The 13,918-nt window shown below is 63.5% G+C and carries 12 protein-coding genes; 5 read left to right on the forward strand and 7 right to left on the reverse strand.

The genetic code is table 11. The annotated features are described in order from the left end of the window. Positions 1 to 52: 52 nt before the first annotated feature. The 5 genes from ADIAG_RS02485 to ADIAG_RS02505 all read right to left on the reverse strand — a co-directional run bounded on the left by ADIAG_RS02485 (position 53) and on the right by ADIAG_RS02505 (position 5,697). Positions 53 to 1,147: a PEP/pyruvate-binding domain-containing protein gene (locus tag ADIAG_RS02485; RefSeq protein ID WP_007269720.1), complete on the reverse strand. Its 1,095-nt coding sequence runs from the start codon at positions 1,145 to 1,147 to the stop codon at positions 53 to 55. Next, a complete protein-coding gene (locus ADIAG_RS02490) occupies positions 1,144 to 2,430 on the reverse strand; it encodes a cytochrome P450 (protein WP_007269721.1) in 1,287 nt (428 codons plus the stop codon). Before ADIAG_RS02490 ends, ADIAG_RS02485 begins: the two co-directional genes overlap by 4 nt. Positions 2,431 to 2,566: 136 nt before the next feature. Continuing rightward, positions 2,567 to 3,406: an IclR family transcriptional regulator gene (locus ADIAG_RS02495; RefSeq protein WP_235045803.1), complete on the reverse strand. Its 840-nt coding sequence runs from the start codon at positions 3,404 to 3,406 to the stop codon at positions 2,567 to 2,569. Between the two features lie 82 nt (positions 3,407 to 3,488). Then, the gene (locus ADIAG_RS02500) at positions 3,489 to 4,175 is read right to left on the reverse strand and encodes an HD domain-containing protein (protein WP_007269723.1); all 687 of its coding nucleotides are present in this window, start codon (positions 4,173 to 4,175) and stop codon (positions 3,489 to 3,491) included. Between the two features lie 286 nt (positions 4,176 to 4,461). Further along, on the reverse strand, positions 4,462 to 5,697 hold the full coding sequence (locus ADIAG_RS02505; protein WP_235045804.1) for an MFS transporter: 1,236 nt from the start codon (positions 5,695 to 5,697) through the stop codon (positions 4,462 to 4,464). Between the two features lie 199 nt (positions 5,698 to 5,896). On the opposite strand from ADIAG_RS02505, the gene ADIAG_RS02510 reads away from it, so the two are divergent. After that, on the forward strand, positions 5,897 to 6,430 hold the full coding sequence (locus ADIAG_RS02510) for a VOC family protein (protein WP_007269725.1): 534 nt from the start codon (positions 5,897 to 5,899) through the stop codon (positions 6,428 to 6,430). Positions 6,431 to 6,446: 16 nt separating this feature from the next. On the opposite strand, the gene ADIAG_RS02515 is transcribed toward ADIAG_RS02510, so the two are convergent. Beyond that, entirely contained in the window at positions 6,447 to 7,265 is an 819-nt protein-coding gene (locus ADIAG_RS02515; RefSeq protein ID WP_161623922.1) for an AraC family transcriptional regulator, read from the reverse strand. Between the two features lie 132 nt (positions 7,266 to 7,397). On the opposite strand from ADIAG_RS02515, the gene ADIAG_RS19835 reads away from it, so the two are divergent. After that, positions 7,398 to 8,834 carry a plasmid pRiA4b ORF-3 family protein gene (locus ADIAG_RS19835; RefSeq protein WP_007269727.1) on the forward strand — a complete coding sequence of 479 codons (1,437 nt, stop codon included), beginning with the start codon at positions 7,398 to 7,400 and terminating at the stop codon, positions 8,832 to 8,834. 12 nt (positions 8,835 to 8,846) lie between these two features. Here ADIAG_RS19835 and ADIAG_RS02525 read toward each other — a convergent pair whose 3' ends face one another. After that, positions 8,847 to 10,208: an MFS transporter gene (locus ADIAG_RS02525; protein ID WP_007269728.1), complete on the reverse strand. Its 1,362-nt coding sequence runs from the start codon at positions 10,206 to 10,208 to the stop codon at positions 8,847 to 8,849. A gap of 155 nt (positions 10,209 to 10,363) precedes the next feature. On the opposite strand from ADIAG_RS02525, the gene ADIAG_RS02530 reads away from it, so the two are divergent. The 3 genes from ADIAG_RS02530 to ADIAG_RS02540 are packed head-to-tail and all read left to right on the forward strand — an operon-like array spanning position 10,364 to position 13,884. Next, the gene (locus ADIAG_RS02530) at positions 10,364 to 11,236 is read left to right on the forward strand and encodes a shikimate dehydrogenase (RefSeq protein ID WP_007269729.1); all 873 of its coding nucleotides are present in this window, start codon (positions 10,364 to 10,366) and stop codon (positions 11,234 to 11,236) included. Beyond that, positions 11,237 to 13,075, forward strand: coding sequence for a bifunctional sugar phosphate isomerase/epimerase/4-hydroxyphenylpyruvate dioxygenase family protein (locus ADIAG_RS02535; RefSeq protein ID WP_007269730.1), 1,839 nt, complete (start codon positions 11,237 to 11,239; stop codon positions 13,073 to 13,075). A 29-nt stretch (positions 13,076 to 13,104) separates the two neighbouring features. Next, the gene (locus tag ADIAG_RS02540) at positions 13,105 to 13,884 is read left to right on the forward strand and encodes an IclR family transcriptional regulator domain-containing protein (protein ID WP_007269731.1); all 780 of its coding nucleotides are present in this window, start codon (positions 13,105 to 13,107) and stop codon (positions 13,882 to 13,884) included. The last annotated feature ends 34 nt before the right edge of the window (positions 13,885 to 13,918 follow it).

Consider the following 13,918-nt stretch of genomic DNA (forward strand, 5'->3'; position numbering starts at 1 on the left):
AAAGTTGCTGTTGCGGAGTCGTCGAAGAAGCGACGAACGAGTGTGCGGAACGTCAGGAAGCGGAATTCATCAGCGAAGCGGTGATTGAGGGAATGTTGAAGCCCGCGCCCAGGCCGAGGGAGGAGGCGTAGCCGCCACCCGTGGGCTTGGCGGTGGTCTTGGAAGAGTGCACCGTCTCGGGGCGGGACTGAAGCAGAAGCAGGTTATCGCCTTCCGGCAAATCCGCATCCAGGGCCCACTCAATGTCTTGCGGGCAGCCGTAGTGTTTCTCGGCGCGTTTGGCCAGCTGGGCGACCAAGGCCAAATCGACGTCTGACAGGCAGCGCACCGCTCGACGCTCCTCACTGACTTCGACCTCCACCAAGGAGTTGGTGGCGGTATCCGGGATCAGCTCGGCATGCTTGGCACCGATGTGCTCGGTGATGATCGCCAGGGTGACCTTGTCCAGCTGGATGTTATCCGGGGTGACAGTCCCGGAGACGACCATTTCCCCGACACCGTAGGAGGCATCGATGGTGATCTTGGAACGGTCCCCGTTGGTTGGATCCAGGGTCATGGCCACGCCGGAAGCGGAGGAATTGACCATTTTTTGCACGACCACGGCCATGGACAGGCCCTCGTCGGGGATGTTGTTCTTCAGCCGGTACAAGATGGCCCGCGAGGTGTAGAGCGAGGCCCAGCACTGGCGGATGTGTTCGGTGACCGAGGCGTAGCCGTTGAGCCAGAGATAGGTGTCCTGCTGCCCGGCAAACGAGGCATCGGGCAGGTCCTCGGCGGTGGCCGAGGAACGTACGGCCAACGGGACCTCTGCTGTGAAGCCCTCCTGCAGGGTGGTGTAGGCATCCTTCGTGACTTCACGCAGGGCTGCGGGCACCGGGCGTTGGGTGATCATCAAGCGGATCGTGGCGCTGGCGGCGTCGAGGGCCTTGACGTCCTCGGGATCGAGGCCCGCCAGCAGGGCGTTGATCTCTGCGGTGATGCCACCTTCCATGAAGGCGTCAAATGCGGCGGTGGTGACGACAAAACCGGGAGGCACCGGCATTCCGGCGGAGGTCATGGTCACCAGCGAGGCACCTTTGCCACCGAGGTTTTCCAGTTTTGGTTCGGCGCCGCCGTCGAAGAATTCGATGAAGTCGTTGTTGCTCATGCCTGGGATTCCTTCCAGCTCACGTTGACGTATTCGGGGACGCGGAAAGAGATGTTCTTGCGGAACGTGATGTCTTCCCCGTCAATCAGTTCAAGGCCCGGGATTCTGGAGCTCAGTTCCTCCAGGGCGATCTTGGCCTGCAGTTTGGCGAGCATGTTGCCCAGGCAGTAGTGGATGCCGAAGCCAAACGAGAGATGTTCGCGGGCGTTGGTCCGGGTGATGTCGAAGGCCTCGGGGTTCTCGAAGCGGTCTCCATCGCGGTTGGCGGCGCCCATCAACAGCAAAAGCTCTGCACCTTCGGGGATTTTGACCCCGGCAACCTCGGTGTCCTTCAGCGCCTTGCGGCGCCAGCCGACAATCGATCCTGCGTAACGCAGCACCTCGTCGATGGCCGCCGAGATGGACTTGGGGTTTTCGACAATCTGGTCCCAGGCTTCGCGGTGGGCCAACAGGACGCGGACGCAATTGGATATCAGCGTGGTGGTGGTTTCGTGCCCGGCGAAAAGCAGAGAGTAGAGCAGCGACGCGATCTCGTGGTCGGTGATTTCCGCGCCCTCGGTTTGGGCCTTGACCAGGTCCGCGGTGAGGTTGTCCCCACCGTGTTTGTGGGCGTGGGCCACCAAGCGCAGGCATTCGGCCCAGTACTCAACGAGATTGTGGGCGTGCGGGATCTGTTCCTCATCGCTCAAATCGCCCCAGGTCATGGCCGCACGCGAATCGCTCCAGCGCTTGTAGGTATCTACCTGGGTGACATCGGCTCCGATGAGGGTGAGGATGGTGATGGTCGGGATGGCGTAGGCCAGATCCTTGACGATGTCCCCTTCAGCAGACTCACGGGCCAGCATGGCTTCGATCGAGGTCACGACGTTTGCGCGGATGGAGGGTTCAAGGGCCTTGAAGCGGCGTGGAGTGAAGGCTTTCTGCGCGATGGCCCGGATACGGGTGTGTTCCGGCGGGCGGCGGGCCGAAAGGCCGGAATAGGTGGTGAAGCCGCCGTCGTTCATGATCTGGGTGGCCTGCGGGCCGCGCTTGCGCACCGGGGCCTGGGCATTCTCTGAGGAGAAAGTCTCCCAGTCCTCGAATACCGCCTTGACGTCGTCGTAGCGGGTGACGACGTAGAGTCCGACGCGTTCGTCGAACATCACGGGTTGTTCGTCGCGGAGGTTCGAGTAGGAGGGAAACGGGTTTTCCATGGTGAACGGTTCATAACCGTGGTGGTCGGCAGGTGCCGTGGCACCGTGCCCCATGGGGCAAACCCCTGCTGCAACGTCGCTGCTGGACATGGAACGGACTCCTTGAGGAAAGAAGGTCGGGTAGTCGCTGCCGGTTTGTGGCCTGCGCTACATTCATTGCCTCAAGTGTTACCCATGACACATCGAATGGGTGTGGATCATTTCTCACTCAGTGGAAACTGTTTCATTACTCGCTATGGGGTGGCTGAAGAAGCTCGCCCGATGTGAGACTTCCCAGCAGGGTTTCGAGTGGGATATGCGCGGTCGACGCCTCGATCCGCTGGGAGATTCCTTGCAGCACGGGAAGATGCCGGAGCATGGCGCCAGCGTTGGTCGATGCCACGACCAGACCGATCGAGCAGCCAATGCGTCCGGTGTGAAAGACCGGGACGGCAATCGAGCACGCCCCAAGGATGACCTCCTCCTGGGTTGCGGCATACCCTCGGGCCCTCACCTGGGCCAGCTCGGTGCGTAACCGGCCCGGATTGACATGGGTGTGTCCGGTGATCGGCGCCAAGGGCTGGCTCAGGTAGGCATCGGTGACCCAGTCTTCCGAATAGGCAAGGATCACTTTGCCCACCGCCGTGGCGTGCAGCGGCAACCGGCCGCCGACCCGTGAGGCACGCGGAACCCTCTTGGAGCCATACACCCTGTCGATGTACAGGGCCATATTTCCGTCGCGCACGGCCAGCTGGCTGGTTTCCCCGGTCAGTGAGAACAGGTCCTGGACGAAGGGGCGCGCGGTGTCACGCAGTTGGCGCCCGGCATTCTGGGCGATGGCCCACAACCGCAACCCCAGTTGGACCCCACCGGTCGACCCTCGGCTGAGCATGCCCCATTCGATCAGCTCATTCACCAATCGATGTGTGGTGCTCAGTGGTACGCCAGAGGCCTCGGAAATCTCGGTCAGGCTCAAGGCCCGACGCGAGGTCTCGAACACTTCCATGATCGCAAGGACCTTGGACGTCACGGTGCTTCCCGGCACCCGGTTCCCGCCGGCCATCAGCTCACTCCTCTTGCGTCCCATGCGTGCACCTCGGGTGCACAGCTTGAGTCTAACGGCGTGCGCTGGGGGCGGGTCTAGGGGAGACGGAAGAACGGGCGGGGTATCAGGAACCCTTCTGCAGTTCCTGACTTCGCGGCCAGAGGTTGGCCTGTTCCAGGGCGATCAGCCCGTTTGCCATGGTGGTTGCCTCGGGTGTGAAAAGTTTGCCCACCACCCGGGATGCGCACAGTCGCAGGGCCTGGCCGCGATGCAGCCCGAACCAGTCCATGATGGTGTCCAGCCCGTGCGGGGTTAGACGCCAGAGCTTGTCTGCGTCCTTGACGATCTCATCGTCGGGGTTCAGTGCGTGGGTGCGCGAGTCATGGCCGTCGATGATCGCCGCTACCTTCTCGATCACCAGCGAATCCACGCCCAAGGATTCAAGGATCTCGGTGGCCAGCCGGGCACCTTCCTTTTCATGCAGCAGCACCAGATCGGGTCGACCGCCGCCGGGGGCGATTGCCGAGAGGACCAGTCCTGGCTCGACCTGTGACCACCCAATGTCGTGCAGCATCATGGCCGGCAGGACCACATCTGGGTCTGCCTGCTCTCGTTCATCGAGCAACGCGGCAGCCAACGCCACGGCGTAGAGCGTATGCGAGTCGTTGTCGCGCACTGCCAACAGGCCTCGTGCCCGAGCCCAGATTTCGCCGAGCAACGGATAGATCTCGAAAAGATCGGGACGGGGCAACGGGATGTGGTCGGAGGTATCGAATCCGAAATGGTTTGCCAGCGGGGCCAATTTGATCATGGGCACATGCTTGCACCTGTGTGCTCGTTCCCCAAGCAATTTCTCCCGGGCAGTGGAATCCACGTTGGTCCAGCGTGCGGGCGATCCCCGGCATTCAGCCCGTGAAATTCCCGTTTGCAGGTCCGTAACTTAAATGAGTGAGCACCGGTCGGGAGATCCTTGGGGGAAATCTTCCGGCCGGTGCGTTCATCACTCGCACCTTCATGAGGTAGTACCTACTCTAGGGAAGCCTTCTGTGCTTCCGGTATGCGCAGGCATCACGTTCTATGTGATTGTCGGGTGGGCGTCAGGAATGTGAAAAATGCATGCTTCCGCGCCGCCCGACCAGGACCACGGACAAGATGATGCCCAAGGCGGCGAAGGCACAGGTCATCCACCACGTGGAAGACCACCCGCCGGTGGTCATGGCCAGCCAAGCCACGATCATCGGTCCGGTGAAGTTCCCAATGTTGTAGATCTGCTGCATGAGTCCCATGGCCGCGGGGGCAGAGCCTCCCTCGGGTGCCAGATCCACGGCCATCCGTGTCATCGTCGCCGGGATCATCGCACCGGAGAAGGAAAAGAACCCGACGCAGGCTACCTGCCAGACGAGGCCACCGGGAATGGAAGACCAGTCGACGGCGAAGGTGAGCAGGCTGGCTCCTCCCATCAAAATGAACGACAGGAACAACAGCACCCGTGCCGGGGCACCACGTTGCAGCAAGATACCGGTGATGATCGCGCCGACTCCGTTGAGTCCGCCGACGATGGCGGAGAGGATTCCGGCGTGCGTGCCGCTCAGGCCGCTTTCCCCGTATACCGTGGGCAGGAAACCCACCACTGCCATCCATTGCACGGTGTAGCAGCCGAACACCAGTCCGGCGATCCACACTTTGGGCGAACGAGCGGTGATGCCGATGCGCCCGGCGGCTGCCTTGGCCCCGCCGGCACCCGCGGGTTGGTCCTGGGGGACCATCCGCAACACCAATGGGATCGGAACCAGCGTCACTGCGGCCATGACCCACCACCACAGCTGCCAGGTGCCGATCTGCAGGAAGTAGGCGCTGGCGATCAACCCGATGAATGTCGCCGTCCCTTGATAGGCACTCCAGCAGCCCACTGCCATGTTGACGCGGCGAAACGGTGCGTGGCGGCGGATCAGGCCGGGGCCCACCACCGTGGCGACAATAAAACCGATACCTTCGATGGCGCGGGAGGCTAGCAGCGTGTCCGCACCGATCGACAGGCCTCCCAGCACCGAACCCATGCTGAGGAAGACCAAACCCAACAGCAGTGTGCGGCGTTCGCCGATGTTTTCGGCCAGCAAGGACACCGCCAGGCCGCCGAGCATGCCGGCCACCTGCACGATGCCAAGCAGTACTCCCGCGGTCAGCAGGGACAATCCCAGATCCTCTTGGATCAAGGGAAGAGCTGCGGGCAACTTCCAGATATGCAGGGCTGCGGTGATGCCGGCAATCACCACGACAATCCAGGCTGCATCGCCGCTGGAAGCGCGTTGGAGGTTAGGGCGGGTGACGGTCAAGGTAGAAGGTCCTTCGATGGGCAATAGAACGGATTCTTCCATGTCGGTGAGCTGGAACACGAAGATATGTCGCTGTGGGAGAGATGCGGTGGAAGCCTGTTGTGTCGTGCAGACGTGTCGGGTTCCTTCAAGACCGCAGGCCCCCTGCGGCGTTGAATGAAGATCCAGCAAAACATCCAGCAACGAAGGGTGCACGATCATGACCACGAATCCAGCGACCACGGGCGTCGTCGGAGCCCACACCACCAGCGGGGTGCCGCATGGTTTCACCGCGCTGACACCGTTCATCGTCGTGGACCCTGCCCACCGGGCCATCGAGTTCTATCGTGAGGTCTTCGGTGCAACGGTGCTCTCGGTGATGCCCGGAGCGCCGCGAGAGGACGGCAGCGCCACCGTCTCACACGCCCAACTCGACTTCGGAAACGGCATGCTCCAACTCTCGGACCCGCAGCCGGGCTATGGGTTGGTCGCCGCCGATGCGCGACACACCAACAACTCCCTTGCCATCTACGTCGCTGACGTGGACGCGGTCTTCGCCCGCGCTCTGGAACATGGGGCCGCGGCCGTCGAGCACCCCGCGGACTTCGTCTCCGGGGACCGCTTTGCGACCTTTGTGGATCCCTTTGGTCGGCGCTGGAACGTCATGACGCGCATCGAGGATCTTTCCCGGGAGGAGTCCGAACGCCGGGTCAACGCCTGGCTCGCATCCTTCAACTCCGCGGACGCGAAGTAAGCAGAAGGGGAATCGGTCAGCCGTTAGGTGAGCCGGCATGGACCTGGCGTACGTATTCGCCCGGGCTCATGCCCGTTACACCGGTGAAGTCCCGGGTGAAATGCGCCTGGTCCGCATATCCCAGCGCATGGGCCAGCCGGGCCAGATCCGGACCTGCACCCCTGCCCATCAACGCCGCTGCTTCCTGCAAGCGGGTCCGTTGTAACAGCCATTTCGGGGTGATCCCCATGCGGGTGCGCACCAGACGCTGCAGAGTGCGTTCACCGATCTTCCAGCGGTCGCAGATCTGGCCCACACGTTGGATGTCCGGCGTGGATTCAATATCGACACAGATTCGGTTCAGCAGGGCCCCTTCGTCGTCCATGCCGGAGGGGAGTCGGCGTGCGATCCATGATTCAAATATGGTGATGGCGTCCAGCTGCCGCTGGCTCGTGCTCCGCTCCGCGTCGAGGGCCACCTGGATGGCTTTGGCCTGGTCAAGTCCCCAGGTACTGGCCGGGGTCACGGAATCAACCAGTTCTTGCAGGGGCACATTGCTCAGCAGTGCCCCGGTCCCTGGACGGAACAACACCCCGAAGGCGCGGCCCGAACCGGAAAGCCGCTTGGTGGAGAGCCGGGTGACGGGCCCATGGATTGTCCCGATGCCATCCTCGATGGCCAGGTTGCAACCGGGGTAGGTCAAGATCCGTTGTTCGTGGATGACGCCGTCGGGAATCTCCCAGCTCGGCAGCCAATAGTGCACCACCAGATCACGCACGGCCTCGGTCGGGGCCAGGCGTGCGACGGTTGCAATGCCGGCTCCGAGCGGCAGCAGGGGGCCGCGAGGGTTGTCCATGAAAGACATTATGCTGCCGTGGGCCAGGAATGTGGCGGCCGAGCACGTCTGAAACTGCAAGATACCGCTCCCTGCGACGCATCGGAGCGCCGCTCTACCCATGGTGGAGCGTCCATGCCGCAGACTTGAACCATGAAGAATCTGCGGACCCAGCACACGCTGCACCTTGAACTTTATGGCTCCGAGCCGACCATCTGGCGGCGCATCGAGGTTGATGGGTCCATGACCCTGGCACGCTTCCATGAGGTCCTACAGGGCGCGCTGGGCTGGACCGACTCGCACTTGCACCTCTACATGGATAGCAACCCCTTGAATCGTAGCGGTGCTGCCTCCGGCGACACGCCGGTCACCTGGCACATGTCGGGCAGCCTTGACGATGGTCTTGAAGGCGAAAACGAGGAACATACAACGCTGACCAAGGCGTTGGCCCGCTCAGGGGGCACGCTCTGGTACGAATACGATCTCGGCGATAGCTGGACGCACCTGATCACCGAGGAATCCTCCCGCGCACTGGACCCTGCGGCTCCTGCGGCAAGGGTGCTCGAGGGGGCCATGCGGGTTCCTCTGGAGGACAGTGGGGGACTGAGCGGCTGGTACGAAACACTCAAGCTTTCCCAAGCTGCCTCGGTGGACCCGGAACGTAGCTACGTCGTGGACTGGTACAAGAGCCACCACAGCTACTTCACGCCCGTGGACCCAGAGGCCTTCGACGTGGAGCTGGCGAACGTACAGGTGCGGTTGCATCTCGACGGACCGCCTGCGGGAACCGTTGCCGGCACATGGCTATCCACGATGCCCAAGTACGCATGTCACGTGATGGCCGATGCCCTCATGCGGGTGGGAGTGGACGTGTTTGCCGGAGATACGGTGCCGCACCTGCCCGAAGAAGCGCCGCGCGCCATGGAATCGATCCTGTGGTGGATCCGGGCCTGCGAAGGTGACGGGCTGCCGCTGACCGCGGCGGGCTACCTGAGCCCTGCCGCACTACCGGGCGTGATCGCCGGAATTGGCTGGGAGCATGAAGACTTCGTGCAATTTGGCGCTAAAACCGAGGTTCATCTCCATGCTCTCCTAGATTTCCGCGAAATGCTGATGGACATTGGCCTGCTCAAGGCCCAGGGCAAGAAGCTGGTGGCGACACCCACCGCCGTGCGCGTGGCCCAAGACCCGGTCAAGCTGTGGGCTCATCTGGTGAAGCGGGCCAGAAACTCGCGAACGGACCAGGTCACCTACGACGTGACCATGTTGGCGCTCTTGGCGGCGGCCGGGGACGGGGCAGCGGATAGGAAAACCATCAACGCCCGCATCAACCAGGGCATGCGTCTGCTGGGCTACGCCCACAACGACGGGGAACCGATTGCCGACGGCGACTTTAACCGGCTCGGGGGCAGATATGAGGCCATCACCAAGGCCTTTAGGATGGCGCTGCTGAAGAACGGCAACAAGGGCCGTGCCGTCGAGCTCGAGCGCGACTTCGCCCTGGCGGTGCTGCGTTCCAGAATCCGGCGGTGGCGCACCAAGGCCCCGGTGTTTCCCTTCGCGAGGGAAACACCGGGGCCTTGGTCGTAGTGCGCGGTAGCGCTACTGCACCTGGGCGCCCGAGGTGCTTTTAACCTTGTGTGCGGTGCGGCCCAGCAGGTGCGTAGGCACCTTGTAGGTTTCCTTGGCCGTCAGTGCCGAAACCGTGGCGATCAGTGCGATCGCGGCGGTGAACAGGCTGATGACCACCCAGCCGCCAGGCTCCAACCCGCCCAGGGCCGCAACGATGGACGGGGCGAAGCCCGCCATCAGGAAGCCAAGCTGGGTGCCGATGGCCAGGCCGGAGAAACGCACCTGGGAGGAGAACATCTCCGCATAGAAGGAGGGCCAGACGGCGTTGGCCGCGGCGTAGGCGCAGGAGAAGACCAGTACCGAGAGCGCGAACTGCAACATGGTGTTGTTGGTTTCCATGGAGCGCAGGTAGAACGGCATGAAAACGGCCGAGGAGATCGCACCGTAGATGAAGACCGGTTTGCGGCCGATCCGATCGGCCAGCTTGCCGAAGAACGGCTGGGTGAACAGGGCACCGACGTTGCCCGCCACCACCAGCCAGAGGGTGACCGATTCATCCATGTGCCCGATGTTCTTGCCGTAGGAAATGGCCAGGGTGCCATAGACGGTGGAGACAGCGGCGATGAAGGCGCAGAAGACCACGCGCAGCACGTCGCGCCAGTGGAAGCGGATCAGCACGCCCAGCGGCAGCTTGGCGATCTCGTTGTTCTTCTTGGCGTTCTCGAATTCGGGGGTTTCGTTCAGCGAGCGGCGGATGAAGAAGGTAATGAGGACCACCACGGCGGAGAGCCAGAACGGGATGCGCCAGCCGATGCCGAACTTGAACTCGTCGTCCATGGCCACCACGGGGATGAAGATCAACGCGGCAAGGATCTGTCCGCCCTGGGTGCCGGTCAGCGTCCAGGAGGTGAAGAAGGAGCGCCGGTTATCGGGAGCGTGTTCAAGGGTCAGCGAGGAGGCTCCGGCCTGCTCACCGGCGGCCGAGAGGCCCTGCAGCAGCCGGGCGAGGACCAGCAGTGCCGGTGCCCACCAGCCGATCTGGTCGAAGGTCGGTATGCAGCCAATGGCAAAGGTGGCCGCGCCCATCAGGACCAGGGTGAACATCAGCACCTTCTGCCGCCCGACTCTGTCCCCGAAGTGACCCAAGATGACAGCGCCGATGGGGCGGGCGATGTAGGCGAACCCGAAGGTTGCCAGGGACATGATCGAGGCGTTGGCATCCGCGTCGGGGAAGAACACATGCGGGAAGATTAGTGCCGCGGCGGAGCCGAAGATAAAGAAGTCGTAGTATTCCACGGCGCTTCCCATGAAGCTGGCCAGGGCGGCCTTGACCGGCGTCCGGCCCTCGGTGCCGGGCGCGGAGGGCGCCGGTTGGTTCTCGGTGTGGGGCATCGGGGACTCCTAGATTAAGACTGGTGCTGGGGGAAGACGAACGACTATATGTGCGCATTGCGTACTGTTGTACGTTTTGCGTACAACCATTAGAGTAGAGCTAAATCACACCCAAGACAATCCTCACGCGGAAAAATCTCAAGGACCGGAGCATTATGAGCACCATCACGCAGTCGTACCTTGTAGGCCTGATCGGCGACGGGGTCGTTCCTTCGCTGACCCCTCCGATGCACGAGGCGGAGGCGGATGCCCACGGATTGCGCTACCTCTACCGCCCCATCGACCTTTCGGTCATCGGCAAGGAGGGTGCGGAGGTGGGCGAGCTGTTGCGCGCAGGGGCCCTGCTGGGGTTCAATGCCTTCAACATCACCCACCCCTGCAAACAGCTGGTGCTCGAGCACCTGGATGAAATCAGCGACGAGGCCCGCGCCATCGGCGCGGTGAACACCGTCATCATCAAGGACGGCAAGTTCCACGGCTACAACACCGACGCCTCGGGCTTCTCCTGGGCCCTGGCCCACGGGCTGCCCGGCGCCACGCTGGATTCCGTGCTGCAACTGGGTGTCGGCGGAGCAGGTTCGGCCGTGGCCTTCGCGCTGCTCGACTCCGGGGTCAAGGAGCTGCTGCTGGTGGATCCCGAGGCCGCCCGCGCCGCAGAACGCGCGGCAACGCTCTCCCTCCAGTTCCCCGAGCGCACCATCTTGGCCTGCACCCCGGACCAGGTCCCGGCGCTGCTGCCCCAGGTCGACGGACTGCTCAATGCCACCCCCATCGGCATGCACCACCACCCCGGCCTGCCGCTGGACATCGCCGGGCTCACCAAGGAGCACTGGGTCGCCGATGTGGTCTATCGACCCGTTGACACCGAATTGATCACCGCGGCCAAGAAACTGGGCGCCAAGACCCTGGACGGCGGAAACATGGCCGTGGGTCAGGCCGTCGACGCCTTCGAAATCATCACCGGCATCACCCCCGACACCGCGCGGATGCGCGCCCACCTGCTTTCGATGCTGGAGGCAGGCCTCTAAATGCGCACCTCCATCGCCACCGTCTGCATTTCCGGCACCCTGGAGCAGAAGATGCTCGCCTGCGCCAAGGCAGGCTTCGACGGCATCGAGATCTTCGAACAAGACCTCACCGTCTCGGCCATGTCCCCCGAGGAGGTCAAGGCCCTGGCCGACCGCCTGGGCCTCACGCTGGACCTCTTCCAACCCTTCCGCGACTTCGAAGGGGTTGACGCCGCAACCTTGGCCGCGAACCTGGCCCGCGCCGAGGCCAAGTTCAAGCTCATGGGGCGCCTGGGCATCGATACCATCCTGCTGTGCTCCAACGTCGGCACCGCCACCATCAACGACGACGCACTCTTTGCCGCCCAGATCCGCGAGCTGGGGCTCCTGGCCGCTGCCTACGGGGTGAAGATCGCCTATGAGGCCCTGGCCTGGGGCACGTTTGTGAACACCTATCTGCACTCCTGGCGCCTCGTTGAACTCGTGGACCTGCCCAACGTGGGGCTCTGCCTGGACTCCTTCCACATCCTCTCGCGCGGGGACGACCCGGCCGGCATCGAAACGATTGACGCAGAAAAGATCTTCTTCGTCCAGCTGGCCGACGCCCCGGTGCTCTCCATGGACATCCTCTCCTGGTCGCGGCACTACCGCGTGTTCCCCGGCGAGGGCGGGTTTGAACTCGATACCTTCATGGGCCACCTGGTGCGCAGCGGCTACGACGGGATCGTGTCGCTGGAGATCTTCAACGATGTTTTCCGCCAGTCGAATGTGGAGCGCACCGCCGTGGATGGGATGCGCTCGCTGATCTGGCTGCAGGATCTCACCTGTACGCTGCTGGGCGACGGCGCGCAGGGGCACCCGCTGGGTATCCGCGCACTGCCCGAGGCGCAGAGACCCGATGGTTTCGACTATGCCGAAATCCGCACCGAGGACCCCGAGGCGGTGGCCGGCATGCTGGCCCAGCTTGGCTTCACCTTCCGCGGTCAGCACCGGCGCAAGCCCGTCACGCTGTGGAGTGCGGGGGCTGCCCGGATCATCATCAACACTCAGCGCAGCCGCGGCATCACCGCCGAGGTCTCCGGCTTTGGAATTCAGATCCCGGATGCGGCCCTGGCCACCGAGCGGGCGTCGGCCTTGCAGGCCCCCGCCGTCCCACGTCACCACACCCCCGATGAGCAACCCCTGCACGGCATCGCGGCCCCCGATGACACCGAGGTGTTCTTCGGAACCAGCGCCGCCCAGCCGCCCTGGGCGGTGGAATTCGGCCACCCACACACTACCGAGACCGGATTGATTACGGGCATCGACCACATCAACCTGGCCCAACCGTGGCAGGCCTTCGATGAATCGGTGTTGTTCTACACCTCCACGCTGAATTTGGCCGCGCGGCCGGGCACCGAGGTCCCCAGCCCCATGGGTCTGGTTCGGTCCCAGGTGCTGCGCACCGATGACGGTGCGGTGCGCCTGGCGTTGAACATCGTGCCGCACGGATTGGAAAACACCACCGATCGCGCGCTGCGCTACCCGGAGCACATCGCGCTGCACACCGATGACATCTTCGCCCTGGCCCGCCGCGCGGCAAGTGCGGGGATGGAGTTCCTGGCGGTGCCGAAGAACTATTATGAGGATCTGGCGGCACGGTTCGGCCTCGATGCTCCAACCCTGGCGCAGCTGGCGGAATTGAACCTGCTGTATGACCGCGACGAGCACGGTGAGTTCCTGCATTTCTACACCGAAACGGTGGGCACCATGTTCTTCGAGGTGGTGCAGCGCCGCGGCGGCTACGACGGGTACGGGGCACCAAACGCCCCGGTCCGCCTGGCCGCGCAATTCGAGCGCAACCGCGCCATGCAGTACTAGCAAAGAAACTCACAGGGGAGCGGGAGACCATGGGCGAACAGCCTGATTACTTCGTGAAGTCGGCGGAAAAGACGCTGGCAGTGTTGTTGGCGTTCAACGCGGCCCACAAGTCGCTGACCGTCACGGAGGTGGCCGGCGCCATTGGTGTTTCGCGTGCCGCGGCCCGCCGCTTCCTGCTCACCCTGGTGGATTTGGGCTACCTGGAGGTGGAAGGCAGCGCCTACCGGCAGACCCCGCGGGTGCTGGATATCGGGGCCTCGTACCTCGCCGGGCTGACCCTGCCTCAGGTGGCCAGGCCACACCTGCAGGCCCTGGCCAACCGGCTCTCGGAGACCACCTCGCTGTGTGTGCTCGATGACCAGGACATCCTCTACGTGGAGCGGATCAGCAATCCGCGCCTGCATTCGATGACGGTGTCCATCGGCAACAGGCTGCCGGCCTGGGCCACCTCCATGGGTAGGGTGCTGGTCGCCGAACTGCCCGAGGCGGCGCGCGAGGAGTTCCTGAACAACGCCAAGCTGCAGCACTACACCGCCAAGACCGTCTCGAGCATCGATGAGCTGCGCGCCGAGCTGGACACCGTACGGGAGCAAGGCTGGTCCTTGGTCGCCCAGGAACTGGATGAGGGGTTGCGCGGACTTGCCGTTCCTGTATACCGGGGAGCCCAGCTTTTGGGTGCATTGAACGTCTCGGTGCAACCCGGACGCATCGGTTCGGCCTCCATCACCGATGAGATGCTGCCGCTGATGCGCCAGGCCGCCATCGACATCGCCGATGACTTCGGCGGGCGCACCGCGGAGCAGAATTAAGCGGGCGGCCAGTTCAGATCAGGCCAAGAAACCG

Source organism: Paeniglutamicibacter gangotriensis Lz1y, from assembly GCF_000348945.1.
Lineage (GTDB): Bacteria > Actinomycetota > Actinomycetes > Actinomycetales > Micrococcaceae > Paeniglutamicibacter > Paeniglutamicibacter gangotriensis.